Annotated in this window: 16 protein-coding genes; 7 read left to right on the forward strand and 9 right to left on the reverse strand. The window is 62.9% G+C overall.

Annotation, left to right across the window (positions count from 1 at the left end):
* Positions 1-3: 3 nt before the first annotated feature.
* Entirely contained in the window at positions 4-531 is a 528-nt protein-coding gene (locus ACKAMS_RS04710) for a nuclear transport factor 2 family protein (protein ID WP_019745387.1), read from the reverse strand.
* Positions 532-656: 125 nt separating this feature from the next.
* Here ACKAMS_RS04710 and ACKAMS_RS04715 point away from each other — a divergent pair, with 125 nt between their 5' ends.
* Positions 657-1,562, forward strand: a complete 906-nt coding sequence (locus ACKAMS_RS04715) for an amidohydrolase family protein (protein ID WP_003940342.1) — start codon at positions 657-659, stop codon at positions 1,560-1,562.
* 21 nt (positions 1,563-1,583) lie between these two features.
* Here the strand turns inward: ACKAMS_RS04715 and ACKAMS_RS04720 are convergent, their stop codons facing one another.
* Together ACKAMS_RS04720 and ACKAMS_RS04725 are read right to left on the reverse strand one after the other, a co-directional pair.
* Positions 1,584-2,327 carry an SDR family NAD(P)-dependent oxidoreductase gene (locus tag ACKAMS_RS04720; RefSeq protein ID WP_019745385.1) on the reverse strand — a complete coding sequence of 248 codons (744 nt, stop codon included), beginning with the start codon at positions 2,325-2,327 and terminating at the stop codon, positions 1,584-1,586.
* 27 nt (positions 2,328-2,354) lie between these two features.
* Positions 2,355-3,293, reverse strand: a complete 939-nt coding sequence (locus ACKAMS_RS04725) for a 3-oxoacyl-ACP reductase (protein ID WP_007729451.1) — start codon at positions 3,291-3,293, stop codon at positions 2,355-2,357.
* A gap of 369 nt (positions 3,294-3,662) precedes the next feature.
* Here ACKAMS_RS04725 and ACKAMS_RS04730 point away from each other — a divergent pair, with 369 nt between their 5' ends.
* A complete protein-coding gene (locus ACKAMS_RS04730; protein WP_408988675.1) occupies positions 3,663-5,258 on the forward strand; it encodes an acyl-CoA synthetase in 1,596 nt (531 codons plus the stop codon).
* A 56-nt stretch (positions 5,259-5,314) separates the two neighbouring features.
* Here ACKAMS_RS04730 and ACKAMS_RS04735 read toward each other — a convergent pair whose 3' ends face one another.
* From ACKAMS_RS04735 to ACKAMS_RS04745, 3 genes are all read right to left on the reverse strand, one after another.
* Positions 5,315-6,562 (reverse strand): Nramp family divalent metal transporter, encoded by a 1,248-nt coding sequence (locus ACKAMS_RS04735; protein ID WP_283384132.1) that lies wholly within the window; start codon positions 6,560-6,562, stop codon positions 5,315-5,317.
* 128 nt (positions 6,563-6,690) lie between these two features.
* Complete coding sequence (locus ACKAMS_RS04740) at positions 6,691-7,182, reverse strand: nuclear transport factor 2 family protein (RefSeq protein ID WP_003939809.1); 492 nt, start codon at positions 7,180-7,182, stop codon at positions 6,691-6,693.
* A 32-nt stretch (positions 7,183-7,214) separates the two neighbouring features.
* Positions 7,215-8,090, reverse strand: a complete 876-nt coding sequence (locus ACKAMS_RS04745; RefSeq protein WP_408988676.1) for a TIGR03619 family F420-dependent LLM class oxidoreductase — start codon at positions 8,088-8,090, stop codon at positions 7,215-7,217.
* A gap of 138 nt (positions 8,091-8,228) precedes the next feature.
* On the opposite strand from ACKAMS_RS04745, the gene ACKAMS_RS04750 reads away from it, so the two are divergent.
* The 4 genes from ACKAMS_RS04750 (at position 8,229) to bphC (ending at position 12,399) form a co-directional block, all read left to right on the forward strand.
* A complete protein-coding gene (locus ACKAMS_RS04750) occupies positions 8,229-9,137 on the forward strand; it encodes an IclR family transcriptional regulator (RefSeq protein ID WP_020970849.1) in 909 nt (302 codons plus the stop codon).
* Positions 9,138-9,213: 76 nt separating this feature from the next.
* The gene (locus tag ACKAMS_RS04755; RefSeq protein WP_408988677.1) at positions 9,214-10,083 is read left to right on the forward strand and encodes an alpha/beta fold hydrolase; all 870 of its coding nucleotides are present in this window, start codon (positions 9,214-9,216) and stop codon (positions 10,081-10,083) included.
* Positions 10,084-10,264: 181 nt separating this feature from the next.
* Positions 10,265-11,443 carry an acyl-CoA dehydrogenase family protein gene (locus ACKAMS_RS04760; protein WP_003940250.1) on the forward strand — a complete coding sequence of 393 codons (1,179 nt, stop codon included), beginning with the start codon at positions 10,265-10,267 and terminating at the stop codon, positions 11,441-11,443.
* Between the two features lie 35 nt (positions 11,444-11,478).
* On the forward strand, positions 11,479-12,399 hold the full coding sequence (gene bphC, locus ACKAMS_RS04765) for a biphenyl-2,3-diol 1,2-dioxygenase (RefSeq protein WP_020909199.1): 921 nt from the start codon (positions 11,479-11,481) through the stop codon (positions 12,397-12,399).
* A gap of 64 nt (positions 12,400-12,463) precedes the next feature.
* Here bphC and ACKAMS_RS04770 read toward each other — a convergent pair whose 3' ends face one another.
* The 3 genes from ACKAMS_RS04770 to ACKAMS_RS04780 all read right to left on the reverse strand — a co-directional run bounded on the left by ACKAMS_RS04770 (position 12,464) and on the right by ACKAMS_RS04780 (position 15,333).
* Positions 12,464-13,777, reverse strand: a complete 1,314-nt coding sequence (locus tag ACKAMS_RS04770) for a bifunctional o-acetylhomoserine/o-acetylserine sulfhydrylase (RefSeq protein ID WP_019745377.1) — start codon at positions 13,775-13,777, stop codon at positions 12,464-12,466.
* A gap of 37 nt (positions 13,778-13,814) precedes the next feature.
* On the reverse strand, positions 13,815-14,330 hold the full coding sequence (locus ACKAMS_RS04775) for an OsmC family protein (protein ID WP_019745376.1): 516 nt from the start codon (positions 14,328-14,330) through the stop codon (positions 13,815-13,817).
* 241 nt (positions 14,331-14,571) lie between these two features.
* Entirely contained in the window at positions 14,572-15,333 is a 762-nt protein-coding gene (locus tag ACKAMS_RS04780) for an enoyl-CoA hydratase-related protein (RefSeq protein ID WP_029537047.1), read from the reverse strand.
* 116 nt (positions 15,334-15,449) lie between these two features.
* Here ACKAMS_RS04780 and ACKAMS_RS04785 point away from each other — a divergent pair, with 116 nt between their 5' ends.
* The gene (locus ACKAMS_RS04785; protein ID WP_003940428.1) at positions 15,450-16,043 is read left to right on the forward strand and encodes a TetR/AcrR family transcriptional regulator; all 594 of its coding nucleotides are present in this window, start codon (positions 15,450-15,452) and stop codon (positions 16,041-16,043) included.
* Positions 16,044-16,059: the final 16 nt, after the last annotated feature.

Genomic DNA, 16,059 nt, shown 5'->3' on the forward strand with positions numbered 1-16,059 from the left:
TCGTCACAGCGCTTTCATGAATCGGAAGAATCCGGGGTCCTGGTCGACACGGAGCCGGGTGAGGGTTCGGTAGCTGATCAGCCACTTGCCGTCTTCTTTGCGGTATTCCTCGTGGTAGTGGCCGTAGCCGTGCAGGTGTAGTTCTTTCTCGCCGTCGTTCCACCACAGCATGTCTTCCATCGCCCAGATACCGGTTGCGGTGGTGGGTGAGGTCAGCACGATTTCGGGAGTGTGTGCGTGGTGCGCCGTGGTGAGGGGGATGTCGCCGTCGAGCATGTTCCGAATTGCCGCGGTGAGTTTGTCGATGCCCACTACCTGGTTCGAGGTGTCACCGGTCTTGGGTTGCTTGTCTGTCGGGAGTCCGCCCCACGTCTCGCTGACGACGTCTGCGGTGTGCAGGGTTGGGTAGACGTGCCACTGCTTGGTGTCCATGCAGCGTAGGCGCGCGGCGAAGACACGTTTGATTTCCTCGATTGCGAGCAGTTCCTCGACGGCACTGATCGATCCCACTTCGGACTCGGCCTGAGACATTCAACCTCCAACGGTGATCGGCAAGATGGGTTCACATTCGGGTGCTCAGCGCGGGCCGTCAACGACCTGTCCCGGTGAGCGCGACGGCACTCGGTATGGTCGAGCGAACGAAAGGGGTGTCAGACGTGTGTACCGAAGAGGTCCCATCGACCGGACCGGAGGAGATCGCCGAGGTTCGGGCTTTCTGGCGCGAGTTGGGTGTTCCTGGCGTGATCGACGTCCATACCCATTTCATGCCGAAGAGCGTCATGGACAAGGTGTGGGGCTACTTCGATTCGGCGGGACCGATGATCGGTCGACCATGGCCGATCGCGTACCGACTTGCCGAGGAGGAGCGGGTACACCGTCTCCGCGAGTTCGGTGTCCGGGCTTTCACGTCGATGATCTACCCGCACAAGCACGCGATGGCCGAGTGGCTCAATCAGTGGGCCGTCGAATTTGCCGCGCAAACACCTGATTGCCTGCACACGGCCACGTTCTATCCCGAGGAGTCGGCGGCGTCGTACGTCGGAAAGGCTCTGGAGTCGGGCGCGCGAATCTTCAAGTCCCACATCCAGGTCGGAAACTACGACCCGAACGACCCTCTGCTCGACAAGGTCTGGGGTCAGCTCGAGGACTCCGAGACGCCCATCGTGATTCACTGTGGATCGGGACCGGCGCCGGGGGAGTACACGGGACCCGATCGCATTGCTTCGCTGCTCGCACGGTACCCGCGCCTGTCGTTGATCGTCGCCCACATGGGGATGCCCGAGTACAGCGAATTCCTCGATCTGGCAGAGGCTTACGGCAACGTCCGCCTGGATACGACCATGGCGTTCACCGATTTCACGGAAGAGCAGTGCGCCTTCCCGAAGGCAGACGTTTCACGGCTCGTCGACATGCAGGACCGGATTCTGTTCGGTAGCGACTTCCCGAACATTCCGTACCCGTATCTCACGGCATTGCAAGCGGTTACGCGCTTCGATCTCGGAGACGAATGGTTGCGAGCCGTCGTGCACGACAACGCTGCGAAACTATTCTCGGTGAGCTGAGCCCACCGAGAAGTATTTCGCTCAGCGCAATTTGATGCTGCCGCCGTCGGCCATCAACGTCTGTCCGGTCATGTACTTGGAATCCTCGCTCGCCAGGAATACCACGACGGGAGCGATGTCGGTTTCGGGATCACCGATGCGTCCGAGAGGTACCTTGGCAACCGATGCGGCTGCGCGCTCGGGGAAGGCTTCCTGCCACTTGACGACGCCTTCGGTGGCGGCGAACGGGCAGACCACGTTGACCCGAATGCCTTCCGGCGCCCACTCGTTGGCGACGACGCGCGTCAGGCCTCGCACAGCTTCCTTGGCCGCAGCGTAGGACGTCTGGGTGGGCATTCCGTCCAAACCTGAACCCGATGCGAAGTTGACGACCGAACCCTTGGTCTTCGCGAGTTCGTCGTGGCACGCCTGCATGAGGTGGACAACGGGGTAGAAACCGGTGTTGAAGGACAGGTCGAACATGTCCTGCGTGGTTTCGAGCAACGGAGCCTGACGGGACGCGTGAGCGTTGTTCACCAGGATGTCGAGCTTGCCGAAAGCTTCGAGCGCGGCGTCACGGATCTGCTCGGCCGAACCGGCGGCAGCAAGGTCGACGTTCAGGAACTTGCCGGAGCCGGCCAGTTCTTGTTCGAGGGCCTGGCCCTGCTCGTCGTTGATGTCGACGAACAGGACCTTCGCGCCTTCACGGGCGAAGACTCGGGTGATGGCACGACCGATTCCACCGGCGCCGCCGGTGACGATCGCTACCTTGCCGTTCAACCTCATGAAAACGCTCCTCTTCGTAAGTGCTGCTTAAACTGTTGCGGTCTCGTCGACTGCAAGTGCGATCTTTTCGAGGCCGGCGATGCTGTAGGCAGCGTAGGTCTCGTACGGCCCACGGCCGGAGAAGTAAGACGAGAGCTGGCCACCGAGTTCTTCGACGGTGAACGCGGATCCGGCTGCGTCGAAACGGTTCTCGACCTTGGGTGCTTCCATCAACGCCACCATCTTGCCGTAGACGACGAAGACCTGTCCGTTGATCTCGTCGGAATCGGGGGATGCGAGGTAGCTGACCAGGGTTGCGACGCGCTCGGGTGCAAGCGGATCGAGGCCGACGACGCCGGTGTTGTTCTCGCCGAAGGCTTCTGCCGTCATGGCGGTGCGGGCACGGGGGCAGATCGCGTTCGTGCGGACGCCGTAGCGGGAGAGACCTGCTGCGCTCGAGAGCGTCAGAGCGGTGATGCCGGCCTTGGCTGCCGAGTAGTTGGGCTGTCCGGCGCTGCCGAAGAGGAAGGCCTCGGAAGAGGTGTTGATGATGCGGCCGTAGACCGGTGCGTCGGCTGCCTTGCTGGCTGCGCGCCAGTGGACTGCGGCTGCGTGCGAGGTGGCGGCGTGGCCCTTGAGGTGCACGCGGATGACGTCGTCCCAATCGGATTCGGTCAGGTTGAAGATCATCTTGTCGCGCAGGATGCCTGCATTGTTGACGAGGATGTCGAAGGATCCGAAGTTCTTGACAGCCTCTTCGATGATGCGCCCGCCGAGTGACCAGTCGGAGACGTCGCCGGTGATGGCGAGCGCCTGTCCACCTGCGGCCTTGATCTCGTCGACCACGTCGTTGGCCGCTGCACCCATGTCGTTGACGATGACGGCTGCACCGGCAGCCGCGAGTCCGAGTGCTTCGGCGCGACCCAGGCCGGCGCCGGCGCCGGTGACGGCGGCAACTTTGCCTTCCAAGCTCAGTGATTGCGTCATGTCGTGCTCCTTCGATCCGGTCTGGCGGGTAGGTACAGCAAAATTAGTATTCATTCTAATTTGAAGTCGAGCGTTCGGCAGTCTTTCCGAGAAAATCATTCGAGAGAAATCAGAATTAGTTCTAGTTTTGAGCAGAAGTTTGACCAACTGAGGAGCAGTCTCACTCAGCGGGAGCGGTGATCTGGGTCACGAGCGCTGCATGCCACCTTGGGTCGACGCGGCGATCCCACCGCGTACGCGTTTGCGTCACCACCGATCCGCTCAGTTCTCGGCCGCATTCGTCGGCTCCAGGGTCGGATAGTTCTCACCGAAAACGCAGTACGGTCGGCCCCGAATTCACCGGGCCGGACATCAAGGAAGGCACCAGCAGTGTCACTGAATTTGGCAGATCTGTACGAGGGCATTTCGGATCTGATTCCGGACCGCACGGCGCTCGTGTGCGATGGCCGTCGTCGCACCTACGTCGAACTGGACGAGGGATCGAACCGCATTGCCCGCCACTTGGCGAGTGTCGGTGTCGGGCCGGGCGATCACGTCGCTCTGCACATGCGCAACAGCGTCGAGTTCGTCGAGAGTTTGCTCGGCTGCCTCAAGATTCGTGCGGTCCCGATCAATGTCAACTATCGCTACGTCGACGCCGAACTGACCTATCTGTACAACGATTCGCAGTCGGTGGCACTGATCGTGGACGAGGAGTTCGTTTCCGTAGTGGAGACGGTTCTCCCGGCCGCGCCCGGCATCAAACACGTCGTTGTCGTCGGCGAGTCGGCCGTCCGCGATATCGAAGGCGTCGAGGTCGTTCGATTTGCCGACGCTGCCGCGGAGCAGCCCGCCACTCGTGACTTCGCGCCCCGCAGCAACGACGACCTCTTTGTCATTTACACCGGCGGCACGACGGGGATGCCCAAGGGTGTCATGTGGCGTCATGAAGACTTCTACTTCGCGGCGCTCACCGGCGGAAATCCGTTCGGTCCGCCGCACACGACCGCACAGGCTCTGTTCGCCGCGGTGCCGAACGTTCCCGCGATGAACATGCTCAGTACCGCACCCCTGATGCACGGTGCGGCGTCGTACTCGCTGTTCACCGGATTCTTCATGGGCGCCAACGCAATTCTCATGGCGCGGTTCGACGCGAAGACGACCCTGCAGCTCGCCGGGAGTGAGAAGGCCGTCTCCATCACCGTCGTCGGAGACGCGATGGCCCGTCCGCTCGCAGACGAATTGGCAGCAAACGCAGCAGATTACGACCTCAGTACGGTCGGCATGGTCTCGTCCGGCGGGGCCTTGTTCTCGCTCTCACTGCGGGAGCAGTTCAAGTCGATACTTCCGAACCTGGTGATCCGCGACGGATTCGGCTCCTCGGAGTCGGGCGTCGACGGCAATCTCGAGATCGGCGAAGACGGCCTGATGCGCATCGCCGCTCGCGACGAGACCCGCGTCGTGGACGAAAGGATGCGGCCGCTGGAGCCGGGATCGCCCGAGACCGGTTACATCGCTCGCAGTGGTCACGTGCCGGTCGGTTACTTCAACGATCCGGTCAAGACCGCGGCTACGTTCCCGGTGATCGACGGGGTGCGGATGTCGGTGCTCGGCGACGTCGGGCGCGTGGAAGCCGACGGCTCGATCGTCCTGCTGGGGCGTGGTTCTCAGTGCATCAACACCGGCGGGGAGAAGGTGTACCCCGAAGAGGTCGAGCAGGCACTCAAGAGTCACCCGGCGGTGCTCGACGCTCTGGTCGCGGGAATTCCGGATGCGAAGTTCGGTGAGCGCGTCGCTGCGGTCATCACGACCCGCGAAGGCTTCGACGTCCCGGACGCTGCCGAGATCGGTGAGCATTGCGCGTCGCAGGTCGCTCGGTACAAAGTGCCGCGCACCGTCATGAATGTTCCGTCGATCAGGCGTTCTCCCAGCGGAAAGGCCGACTATCGCTGGGCCAAGGCCACTCTCGCCGAGCAAGTTTCCTAGTCCGGCCGGAGCCATCCAGCGCGTTTGTGAGGGACGCGTTGGGTGGTTCTGGCGCTCTAGCCTGTCACCGTCAGAACCAGCAGAGCGACGTTGAGTGCAACGATCAAGCCGGCCGCAATCCATGCCGCGACGGTCGTGAGCGGGGCATTGCGCGCGTCGCCCATGAGTTCGGAGTCCGAGGTCATTCGCACCAGCGGGATGATCGCGAAGGGGATGCACAGGCTCAAGACCACTTGGCTGAGCACGAGTGCCAGCGTCGGGTCGACGCCGAGCCCGAGCACGATCAGTGCCGGGATGAGAGTGACGATTCGGCGTGTGATCACCGGAATGCGAATGGCCAGAAGACCATGCATGATCTCGGCGCCGGCCGCGCATCCCACGGAGGTCGACGCGAGTCCGGAGGCGAGGAGTCCGATCGCAAACACCACGGCTACACCCGGACCGAGTGAATTCTCGATCGCGGCATGCGCGCCGTCGATGGTGTCGGTGCCGGGTACTCCGCGCAGCGCCGAAGCGGCCAGAAGCAGCATGCCGATGTTCACGCCGCCGGCGATGATCAACGCGACGACGACATCCCAACGGGTGACTTTGAGTAGTCGCTGCAACCGTGGCCCGGGTTTGATGTGGCCGTGGCGATCACGTGCCAATGCGGAGTGAAGGTAGATCGCGTGCGGCATGACCGTTGCTCCGAGCATGCTGGCGGCGAGCAGTACGGTCTCGGTTCCTTCGAAGCGGGGGACCAACCCGGCGACGGCTTCGGTGCCGGAGACGTCGGTGAAGGCGAGCCCGGTCAGGAAGCCGATGGTGATGATGGCCAGCAATCCCATGACCACGAACTCGAAAGTGCGCTGTCCGCGCCGACTTTGGATCGTCAGGATCACCATCGACACGCATCCGGTGATCAGCCCGCCGAGGAAGAGCGGGATGTTGAAGAGCAGGTTGAGTGCGATGGCGCCGCCGATGACCTCGGCCACGTCGGTCGCGATCGCCATCATCTCGGCCTGGAGCCAGAAGGCGCGGCGGTTGTTCTTGCGTAGGCGCTGACCCAGCATCTCGGGCAAGGATCTGCCGGAGACCAACCCGAGTTTCGCGGACAGGTACTGCACCAGGACGGCCATTGCATTGGCGAGTACCAGCACCCAGATGAGGAGATAGCCGTACTTCGCGCCGGCGGTCAGGTTGGCGGCGACGTTGCCAGGATCGACGTACGCGATTGCCGCGACGAACGCCGGACCGAGCAGGGCGATGGATCTCCCCGTAGGTCGTCGGCGCGGAGTCGTCGGCTCTTGCGTACTGGTGCTCATCGGTCTCCTGGTCACACGTACTCGGACCTGTTGGTTCGAATAAGTGAACTATAGAGTTCGGGGAGCCGAACTTTCAACAGCTGTGCGCGGTCAGCGACCGCAGAGGGTCCCTAACCGCGCGCAGGGGGTTAGGCAGTCACCCCGGCAGCCAGGAGAGCGCGGGCCTCGGGTCGGCCGTCGAGGAGGGCGTTGGTACGCAGTTCGACCTTCCACTCGCCGTCGGTCTTGATCAGTTCCCAGCGGTTCGCGGTGATGCGGAGGACCTTGAACCCCGTCGGGTTCTCGGGGTCCTTGATGACCAACTGCGAATGGCAGGTCGCGACGGCCTTGTTGCCGTCGATGCGGATGTGCGCGGGCGTCATCATGTGAGCCGCGCCGTTCATGATCCAGTTCTGGTGAGAGGCGCTGTGAACCATCGCGCGCAGTTCGCCGCGGCCGTGCATCGCGCCGGTGTCGACGTCGTAGACACCGTCCTCGAGCCACAGGTTCGCGACCTCGTCGGCTGATCCACTGTCGACGGCAGGGCTGTACGTGGTCAGCAGTTCGGTGATCGCGAGTTTGTCCTCGAGCAATTCCACTCGGGCGAGCAGAGATTCGATCAGGGCGGTCGAGTCGGTCATCGGTACGTCCTTTGCATTGGATTGTCGGCAAATCAGGAAGTGGTGAAAGAGAAGCCCTCGGCGAGGGCGATTCGGTGAAGTTCTTCGAGTTGTTCGCAGTAGTGCTCGACGCTTCGAGCGCCGACCGAGCAACTGGCGATGGTCGCCCCGGCGTCACGGACGCGAGTCAAGGTGCGAAGGGCGGATTCGCGATTGCCGAGGGGGTCGAGCGGAGCACCGGCGGGAAGCACTACGTCGAATCCGTCGGGGAGCGTCGTGGCGTCGAGCATTTCCTTCAGTTCGGAGAATCGCAGCCCGAACGGCACCCACCCGTCGCCGTGTGTGGTGGCCCGGCGCAACGATCTCTTGGTCCGGCCGCCGATCCAGAGGGGCACACGTTTCTGGACGGCATGGGGTTCGACGACAAATCCGGAGTAGTCGTAGAACTCGCCGTGATACTCCGGAGTCGGAGTCGACAGTGATACTCGAAGTGCGGCGAGAGCGTCGTCGGCACGTGCTCCTCGGTCGACGAACGGAGCATTTATGAGATCGAATTCTTGTTTCAGAGTCCCCACTCCGAGACCGAGTATCAGGCGTCCGTTGCTGACGCGATCAAGCGTTCCGTAGCGCTTGGCGATCTCGAGGGGGTGGTGATAACCCAGTACCAGCACCTGCGTCGCCAGGAGGATCCGCGACGTGCGGGCGGCCAGGTAACCCAGCGTGGCGAGCGGATCCCAATAGGTTCCGCCGCGTTCGGTGGCAATTTCTTCTGGAACGGCCACGTGTTCACTGCAGGTCAGATGATGGAAACCGAGTCGATCCGCCGTGGCAGCCACTGTGGCGATCTCGCCGATGTCAGCACTCGCCTCCCACTCCGAACGCGTGCTCGGGTGCTGAATCAGGACCGGCGTGACGATTCCCAGGTGCATCGGGCGTTTATAGCGCTCCCACCGACGCGGCGGCGGGTGAATTACCGCTGATCGGGATCGAAACGACCGATTCACTTTCCAGAAACTGTGACCTGGGTTATAGTCGGTAGAATCAATTCCAGTTTTCGGGAGGCGTCCATGACCATCGTTGACATGAACGACACACTGTCCACCGTCCAGAACGCCGCCGGGCAACCCAAGAAGGATCTGCCGCCGTCGATGGTCGAGCGGATGACATTGATTCTCGACGCCTTCGACGGCCGCGCCGCGCGGCTGACGCTGGAAGAAGTCGCGTGCCGCACTCAGTTGCCGCGGTCCACCGTCCACCGCATTCTCGATCAGCTCGTCAAGCTGGACTGGGTCGATCACGCATCGTTCGGCTACTGCCTCGGGCGCCGCGCGCTCGGCCTCGGTGGTGGCGACGGCGGCCACAGCCAGATTCGCGAAGCCGCAGCACCGCTTCTGCACGAACTGCACCTGCAGACCGGCATGGTCGTTCACCTGTCGGTGCTCGACGGACGCGAGAGCGTCTACCTCGACAAGGTCGGCGGACGATTCGCCGCGGCGCTGCCATCCCGCGTCGGCGGCAGAGTGCTCGCTCATTCGACGGCCGGCGGCAAGGCGATGCTGGCATGGATCGACCCCGAGCGCGTCGACGCTCTGTTCGGGTCGGCACTTCCCCGCTGCACCGAGAACACCATCACCGACGTCGCCGTGCTCCATCAGGAACTGAACCGCATCCGTCAGCGTCGGGGACTGGCTTTCGAACGCGGGGAGTCGGCGCGTGGAGTCGCATGTGTGGCTTCGGCAATTCGCGGACACGAGGGTCCCGTCGGCAGCATCGCGTTGTGTGGTGACATGCGGACCGCTCAGCTCGAGCGAGTTGCTCCGCTGGTCGTCGATGCGGCTCGCGAGGTCTCGCGGACGTTGTACCCCGAACTGGGTGCTCCTCGACGCGGCCGCAAGACGCCTCCCGTTCCGACCAATACGTTCTCGGCGGAGACGATGGATCGCCTGCTGGCAGCGTCGTCCGACCACTGGATCTGACGTATTTTGATCGACTTGTCTCGCTGATCGGGACGAGTCATAGCAGCTCAGCGGTACTGATGGCACCGTTCGGACCATGACGACTGAACTGAGCTACGAGGGAACCCTGAAGGAACTGCAGACCGATCTCGGTGTGCTCCGGTACCACGAAGCCGGCGACGGCCCGCCGCTCCTGCTGCTGCACGGTTCGGGCCCCGGTGTCACGGGTTGGCGTAATTACCGCGGCGTTCTCGCGGACTTCGCGGAGCACTTCCACTGCTACGTTCTCGAGTTCCCCGGATTCGGCGTCAGCGATCCCGGCCCCGACCACCCGATGATGATGGCGCAGGCATCGGTGGGGATGTTCCTCGACGGCCTCGGCCTCGGACCTGTCCACATGATCGGCAACTCCATGGGCGGCATCGTCGCCACCAAGGTCGCGATCGACGAACCGCACCGGGTGAGCAAGCTCGTCACCATCGGCGGCATGGGAAAGAACACCTTCTCGCCGGGCCCCGGTGAAGGCATCAAACTCCTCATGGAGTTCACCGACAACCCCACTCGCGAAGCTCTCGTCCGCTGGTTGCATTCGATGGTCTTCGACCGCGCCGTCGTCACCGAGCAGCTCATCGAAGAGCGTTGGGCCCTGGCCACCGAGCCGACGACGCTCGAGATCGCCCGACGGATGTACAGCAGCAAGGCCATGGCCGCCATGGGCGCGGCTGCCGCTGCGTCGACCGCCGTGCCGTACTGGGCGCAGCTGAACAAGATCAAGGCGCCGACGCTGTTGACCTGGGGACGCGACGACCGCGTCAGCCCCGTGGACATGGCGATACTGCCGATGCGTGATATCCCCAACGGCGAAGTTCACATCTTCCCCAACTGCGGACACTGGACGATGATCGAAGCCCGTGACGCCTGGGTCGCGTCCGTTCTGGCATTCCTGACGCCTCCAGAAGGCAAGTAAGGGGCTTCGCCCCCGTGCGCCTTTTTGGTAGCTCCCACTACCAAAAAGGCGCACAGGGGGTGCTCCCACTCACCGGGAAGCGTTTCTGCACTTCGGCGGGCTACCTGCCACCGTTTCACCAACAGATTTTCATTCTGCCTAGGCACTCGCCGGGTAGCGAAACCAGAAAGCCGGAAAAATCATGGGTCAGGTTCTGGACAACATCTCACAGTTCGCCGACGAGATCCGCGCCGACGGAGTCGAGGGCGACAAGCTGATGCGCTTGACGGACGGCAGCGCGAAGCGTTTGCGCGACTCCGGCGTCATCCGGATGTTCCAGCCGAAGGAGTTCGGAGGCCTCGAGGCGCATCCGCGTGAATTCGCCGAGACGGCAATGGCTATCGGTGCGATGGACGGTGCCACGGGCTGGGTCAGCGGCATCGTCGGTGTTCATCCGTGGGAGCTTGCGTTCTTCGACCGCAAGGCTCAGGAAGAGGTGTGGGGGACCGATCCCGATACGTGGATGGCGTCGCCGTATGCGCCGATGGGCGTGGCGAGGCCGGTCGAGGGTGGCTACATCCTCAACGGTCGCTGGTCGTTCTCCTCCGGTACCGATCACTGTGACTGGATCATGATCGGCGCGATGGTCGGTGACGAGTCCGGCAAGCCGCTGATGCCGCCGAAGCACCTGCACGTACTGCTGCCGCGCTCCGATTACGACATCGACCAGGACAGCTGGAATGTCGTGGGCCTGCGCGGAACCGGGTCGAAGGACCTGATCGTCAAGGACGCGTTCCTGCCCACCTACCGCACGATCGACGCCGGAAAGGTGTACGACGGGACGGCGTGGAAGGAAGCGGGCCGTACGGAGACGTTGTACAAGTTCCCGTTCTCCTGCATTTTCCCGTTGGGGATCACTTCGTCGTTGATCGGTATCGCTGAGGGTGCGTTGGCGTGCAACATGGCGGCGCAGCGTGAGCGTGTGACGGTCAGTGGTGTTCCGATCAAGGAAGATCCGTACGTGTTGTTCGCGATCGGTGAGGCTGCGGCCGAGATCGCTGCTTCTCGGGCTGCGATCTTGGAGACGGTGGATCGTTTCTGGGACATGACCGAGAAGGGGCAGGAAGTTTCGTTCGAGCTGCGTGCGATCGGTCGGCGTACGCAGACTGCTGCTGCGTGGCGTGCGGTGCGGGCGGTGGACGAGATCTTTGCTCGTTCCGGTGGTGGCGCGTTGCAGTTGAACACGCCGATGCAGCGGTTCTGGCGTGACGCGCATGCCGGTCTCGCGCACGCGATCCACGTACCCGGTTCCATCTTCCACGCGTCGACGCTCTCGCAGCTCGGTGGCGAACCGCAGGGCATCCACCGCTCGATGATCTAGTCCCACAATCACTCTCGAAGCAAGGACGGTTAGGCATGACTGAAATTCGGGGCCTGGGGTATCTCAGGATCCAAACGCAGGACGTGGCTCGCTGGCGCGAGCTCGTGGTCGACGGACTCGGCCTCGCGGTCGGTAGTGGCCCGGAAGCCGACGGCCTCTACTTGCGCCTGGACGAGCGTCGTGCGCGACTGATTGTCCTGCCCGGTGAGACGGACAAGGCCCTCGCAGTGGGCTGGGAAGTGCGAGATCAGTTCGCGCTCCAGCGTGTTCGTGAAGAGGTCGAGAAGGCCGGAGTCGAGGTCGAGGTTCTTTCCGAGGTCGACGCCAGCTACCGCGATGCCGAGCAGGTCATCGCATTCGACGATCCCAACGGCAACCGTGTCGAGGTCTTCTTCGGACCGGTACTCGACCACAGCCCGTTGGTCACCCCGCACGGCGGCCGCTTTGTCACCGGTGATCAGGGACTCGGCCATGTGGTGCTTCCGGTTACGCGTTTCGACGAGGCGTACACCTTCTACACCGAGGTGCTCGGATTCCTCCCGCGCGGTTCCATCCGTCTCGGCGGAATCGATGCGCCGCCGCCGGCTCGCCGCGTTCGCTTCATGGGTGTCAACCAGCGCCACCACAGCCTGGCGCTGTGCCCGGCGCCGCCGGTTGACGAACCCGGTCTCGTGCATCTGATGATGGAAGCCGAGACTCTCGACGCCGTCGGTCAGGCTCTCGATCGTGTTGCCAAGCTCGGCTTCTCGATCTCCTCGACGTTGGGTCGCCACACGAACGACAAGATGGTCTCGTTCTACGTGCGCGCACCCGGTGGCTGGGATCTCGAGTTCGGTTGTGAAGGCACGCTTGTCGACGAAACCTTCTACACCGCTGAGGAAATCACGGCGGACAGCTACTGGGGCCATGACTGGTCCGACAGTGAACCGCTGGCCGCGTTCACTCCCAAGAGCTAGTTCTGACGCAACGAAAAAGCTCGGTCCCGACGCCTGTCGGGACCGAGCTTTTTCGTGTGCTCGATCAGGAAGCTGCTGCTGCCAAACCGGTTTCGAGGTCGGCGAGGATGTCGTCGATTCCTTCGATACCGACCGCGAGGCGGACGAGCCCCGGGGTGACACCCGAAGCGAGCTGCTCCTCGGGGGTGAGCTGCGAGTGCGTCGTCGACGCGGGGTGGATGACGAGTGAGCGAACGTCACCGATGTTGGCGACGTGGCTGTGCAGCGTCAGTGCGTTGACGAACTTCTTGCCTGCGTCGACTCCGCCGGCGAGCTCGAACGCGACGATGGCGCCGGTTCCCTTGGGAGCCAGCTGCTTTCCACGCTCGTGCCAGGGTGAGGATTCCAGTCCGGCGTACGCGACCGACGTGACTTCGGCGCGGCCCTCGAGGAATTTCGCGACCTTCTGGGCGTTGGACACGTGGCGCTCGATGCGCAGGCTCAGTGTCTCGATGCCCTGCGAGATGAGGAAGGCGTTGAACGGTGCGATGGCCGAGCCGAGGTCGCGCAGAAGCTGAACGCGTGCCTTGAGGGCGTAGGCGGGTGCACCGAGGTCTGCGAAGGTGACGCCGTGGTAGCTGGGGTCGGGGGTCGTGAAGTTGGTGTGGCGTCCCTGGGTCCAGTCGAAGGTGCCGCCGTCGACGATGACGCCGGCGATCGCGGTGCCGTGTCCACCAAGGTATTTGGTGGCGGAGTGGACGACGATGTCGGCGCCGTGCTTCAGCGGCTGAATGAGGTACGGAGTTGCAACCGTGTTGTCCACGATCAGTGGGATGCCGTGTTCATGGGCGACTGCGCTGATGCCGGGGATGTCGAACACGTCGTTCTTGGGGTTGGAGATGGTTTCGCCGTAGAACGCCTTGGTGTTCGGACGGATTGCCTCACGCCAGTGATCGAGGTTGTCCGGGTCCTCGACGAAGTCGACGGTGATGCCGAGCTTGGGCAGCGTGTAGTGGAAGAGGTTGTACGTGCCGCCGTACAGGCGGGGGCTGGAGACGATGTGGTCCCCGGCCTCGGCGAGGTTGAGGATCGCGAAGGACTCGGCGGCCTGACCGGACGCAACCAGCAGAGCCGCGACTCCGCCTTCGAGAGCGGCGATGCGCTGCTCGACGGCGTCCTGCGTCGGGTTCATGATGCGGGTGTAGATGTTGCCCGGCTCGGCGAGGCCGAAGAGCGCCGCCGCATGGTCGGTGTTGTCGAAGACGTAGCTGGTGGTCTGGTAGATCGGAAGCGCTCGAGCGTTGGTAGCGCTGTCCGGGCCCTGTCCGGCGTGGACCTGCTTGGTTTCGAACGACCAATCGGCGGTCGGATCGGTGTCGACGGGGGTGTTCTCGCTCATGAATTCATACTCCGTGGTGAAGGTGGGTTGGTGCGGGTCAGGCGGTTTCGACGACTGTATGCACTGGGACGGGATTTCGGGTGAGATCGAGTACGGGGCAGTGGGCGTCGACCGTCTCCTGCAACTCGAGGTATCGCTCGCGAGTTTCCGGACCGGTCAGGGTCACCACGACGCGAACCTCGGAGAATCCCGGGCGGACGGCATCGTCGAATCCGAAGAATCCACGAACGTCGAGGTCGCCTTCTGCCCTGGCCGAGATGTCGTCGAGCGCGATACCGAGCTTGTCCGCCCACACACGGTAGGTGACCACCTGGCAGGAGAGCAGGGATGCGAGGTAGTACTCGACGGGATTGGCTGCGGTGTTCTCGCCGCCGAGGGCCGGCGGCTCGTCGACCTCGACGGTGTACTTACCGAGAGAAATGGTGCTGGCAACGGCGTCGTGCGCCTGAGCGGATGCCTTGAAGACGACGTGCGCTTTGCTTGCGTCCTTGTCGATGGCGTCGGCATTGGCTGCTACGACGGAACTCAGGTGCGAGATCGAAGCGGTGGTCATGACAGAAATGTCCCCTGATCTGGGTGTACATACGAGTATCGACGTGAGCGGCGCTCACGTCGTAGGTCCGATCAGTAGATCGGACACCCGGATGTACAGACGTGCGCAAAATCGACATGGCGTCGCCGCGTCAGCAGCGTGCCCGTCTCGTATGCGCCAATTCCCGTCACGGAAGAGACTGTAACCGGTTCACACCCTTTCCGACCAGCCCTATAGGAAATCCGTCTCGGATCGTGGTCGCTCATGTGGGCGGCAGTCCGCTCCACTGCGGCGTCCGACGGCTCGCAAAAGCGTCGAGTCCTTCGGCGATGTCCGGCGATCGGAGCACCGCGTCCTTGGCGTCGTCGGTGATGGTCCATCCGGCAGTATCGGCCTCGGCGTAGAGAGCGTCGATTGCCTTCAGGCTCAGGCTTACCGAGGTCGGAGAGGACTCGCAGATCTCGGCCGCCATCACCAGAGCCTCGTCGAGCGCCTTACCCGGGGCAGTCACTGCATTGACGACGCCGAGATCTTTGGCCCGATCGGGATCGAGAGTGCGCCCGGTGATCAGGAGTTCGCGAGCGACATTGATCGGAAGGGCGCGTGGCGCCCGAAAGAGCGCACCGGACGTCGCAACCAGACCGCGTTTGGTTTCGGGTAGACCGAATTGTGCTGTGGCGGAAGCGACGATCAGATCGCAGGCCAATGCGATTTCGAAGCCGCCGCCCAGCGCGTATCCCTCCACTGCGGCGATCAGAGGCTTGTTTCGCTGACGCCGAATGACGCCGTACTCACCGCCGCGAGGCATGCGAAGGTCGGCTCGCTCTCGGATATCGGTTCCGGCGCAAAAGATGTTGGGGGTTCCGGTGATGATGCCGACCCACAGAGAAGGGTCGTCGTCGAGAAGGTTCAGTGCGGCTTCGATTCCCTCGGCAGTTTCACGATTGATCGCATTACGACGTTCTTCGCGTTCGATCCTGACGATGAGAACGCGGTCGTGGCGTTCTGTGGAAACAGTCGACATAATTGGACTGTAGTCCATCTATCGAGGGGGTGGTGCGTCAACTGGCGAGACCGACATTGGACACATTCCGGACTGTGGCGAAGACTGTGTTCTGAGGCGGAGAAAGGCAGGTCGACGTGATTTCCAAACGAGAACAGAACAAGCGCGATACCAACGACAGGTTGCTCTCGGCTGCTCGAATTCTGTTCTCGGCGCAGGGTTTCGCCAGCACGACCGTCGACGACATCGCCGAGCGAGCCGAGGTGTCGCGAGCCACCTTCTTCAATTACTTCCAGGGCAAGGACTCGGTTCTCGAGGCGCTGCACAGTGATCATCTCGATCAGCTTGCGGCACTGGTGGATCAGCTCATGGAATCGCCGATGCCGACCTCTGATCGGATCTCCCGGATTTTTCAGGACTTTGCGCAACAAGCGATCATGCATCCGCGCTATCTGCGCATGGTGACTGCAGAACTCGAGCGCGACTTCGCCTCCTCCGGAGCGGGGGCGGCACACGATCATCGGTTCCATGTGGAACTTCTGCGGATCGTCACTGCCGGTATCGAAGCCGGCGAAGTGAGATCGGACTACCCGCCGCTGTTTCTCGCGCAGATGATCGGCGGTACGTACGGAGCGTTGGTCCGCTTCTGGCGGCAAGACGCCGATTACGACGTGGTCGGCGAATTCGATCGCGGTGCCAGGTACGTCGCGGAAGGCATCGCTGCTCGCTGAGCCGACTCAGGACGTG

This window comes from Rhodococcus sp. 5A-K4 (genome assembly GCF_046097995.1).
GTDB classification, from domain to species: Bacteria; Actinomycetota; Actinomycetes; order Mycobacteriales; family Mycobacteriaceae; genus Rhodococcus_F; species Rhodococcus_F erythropolis.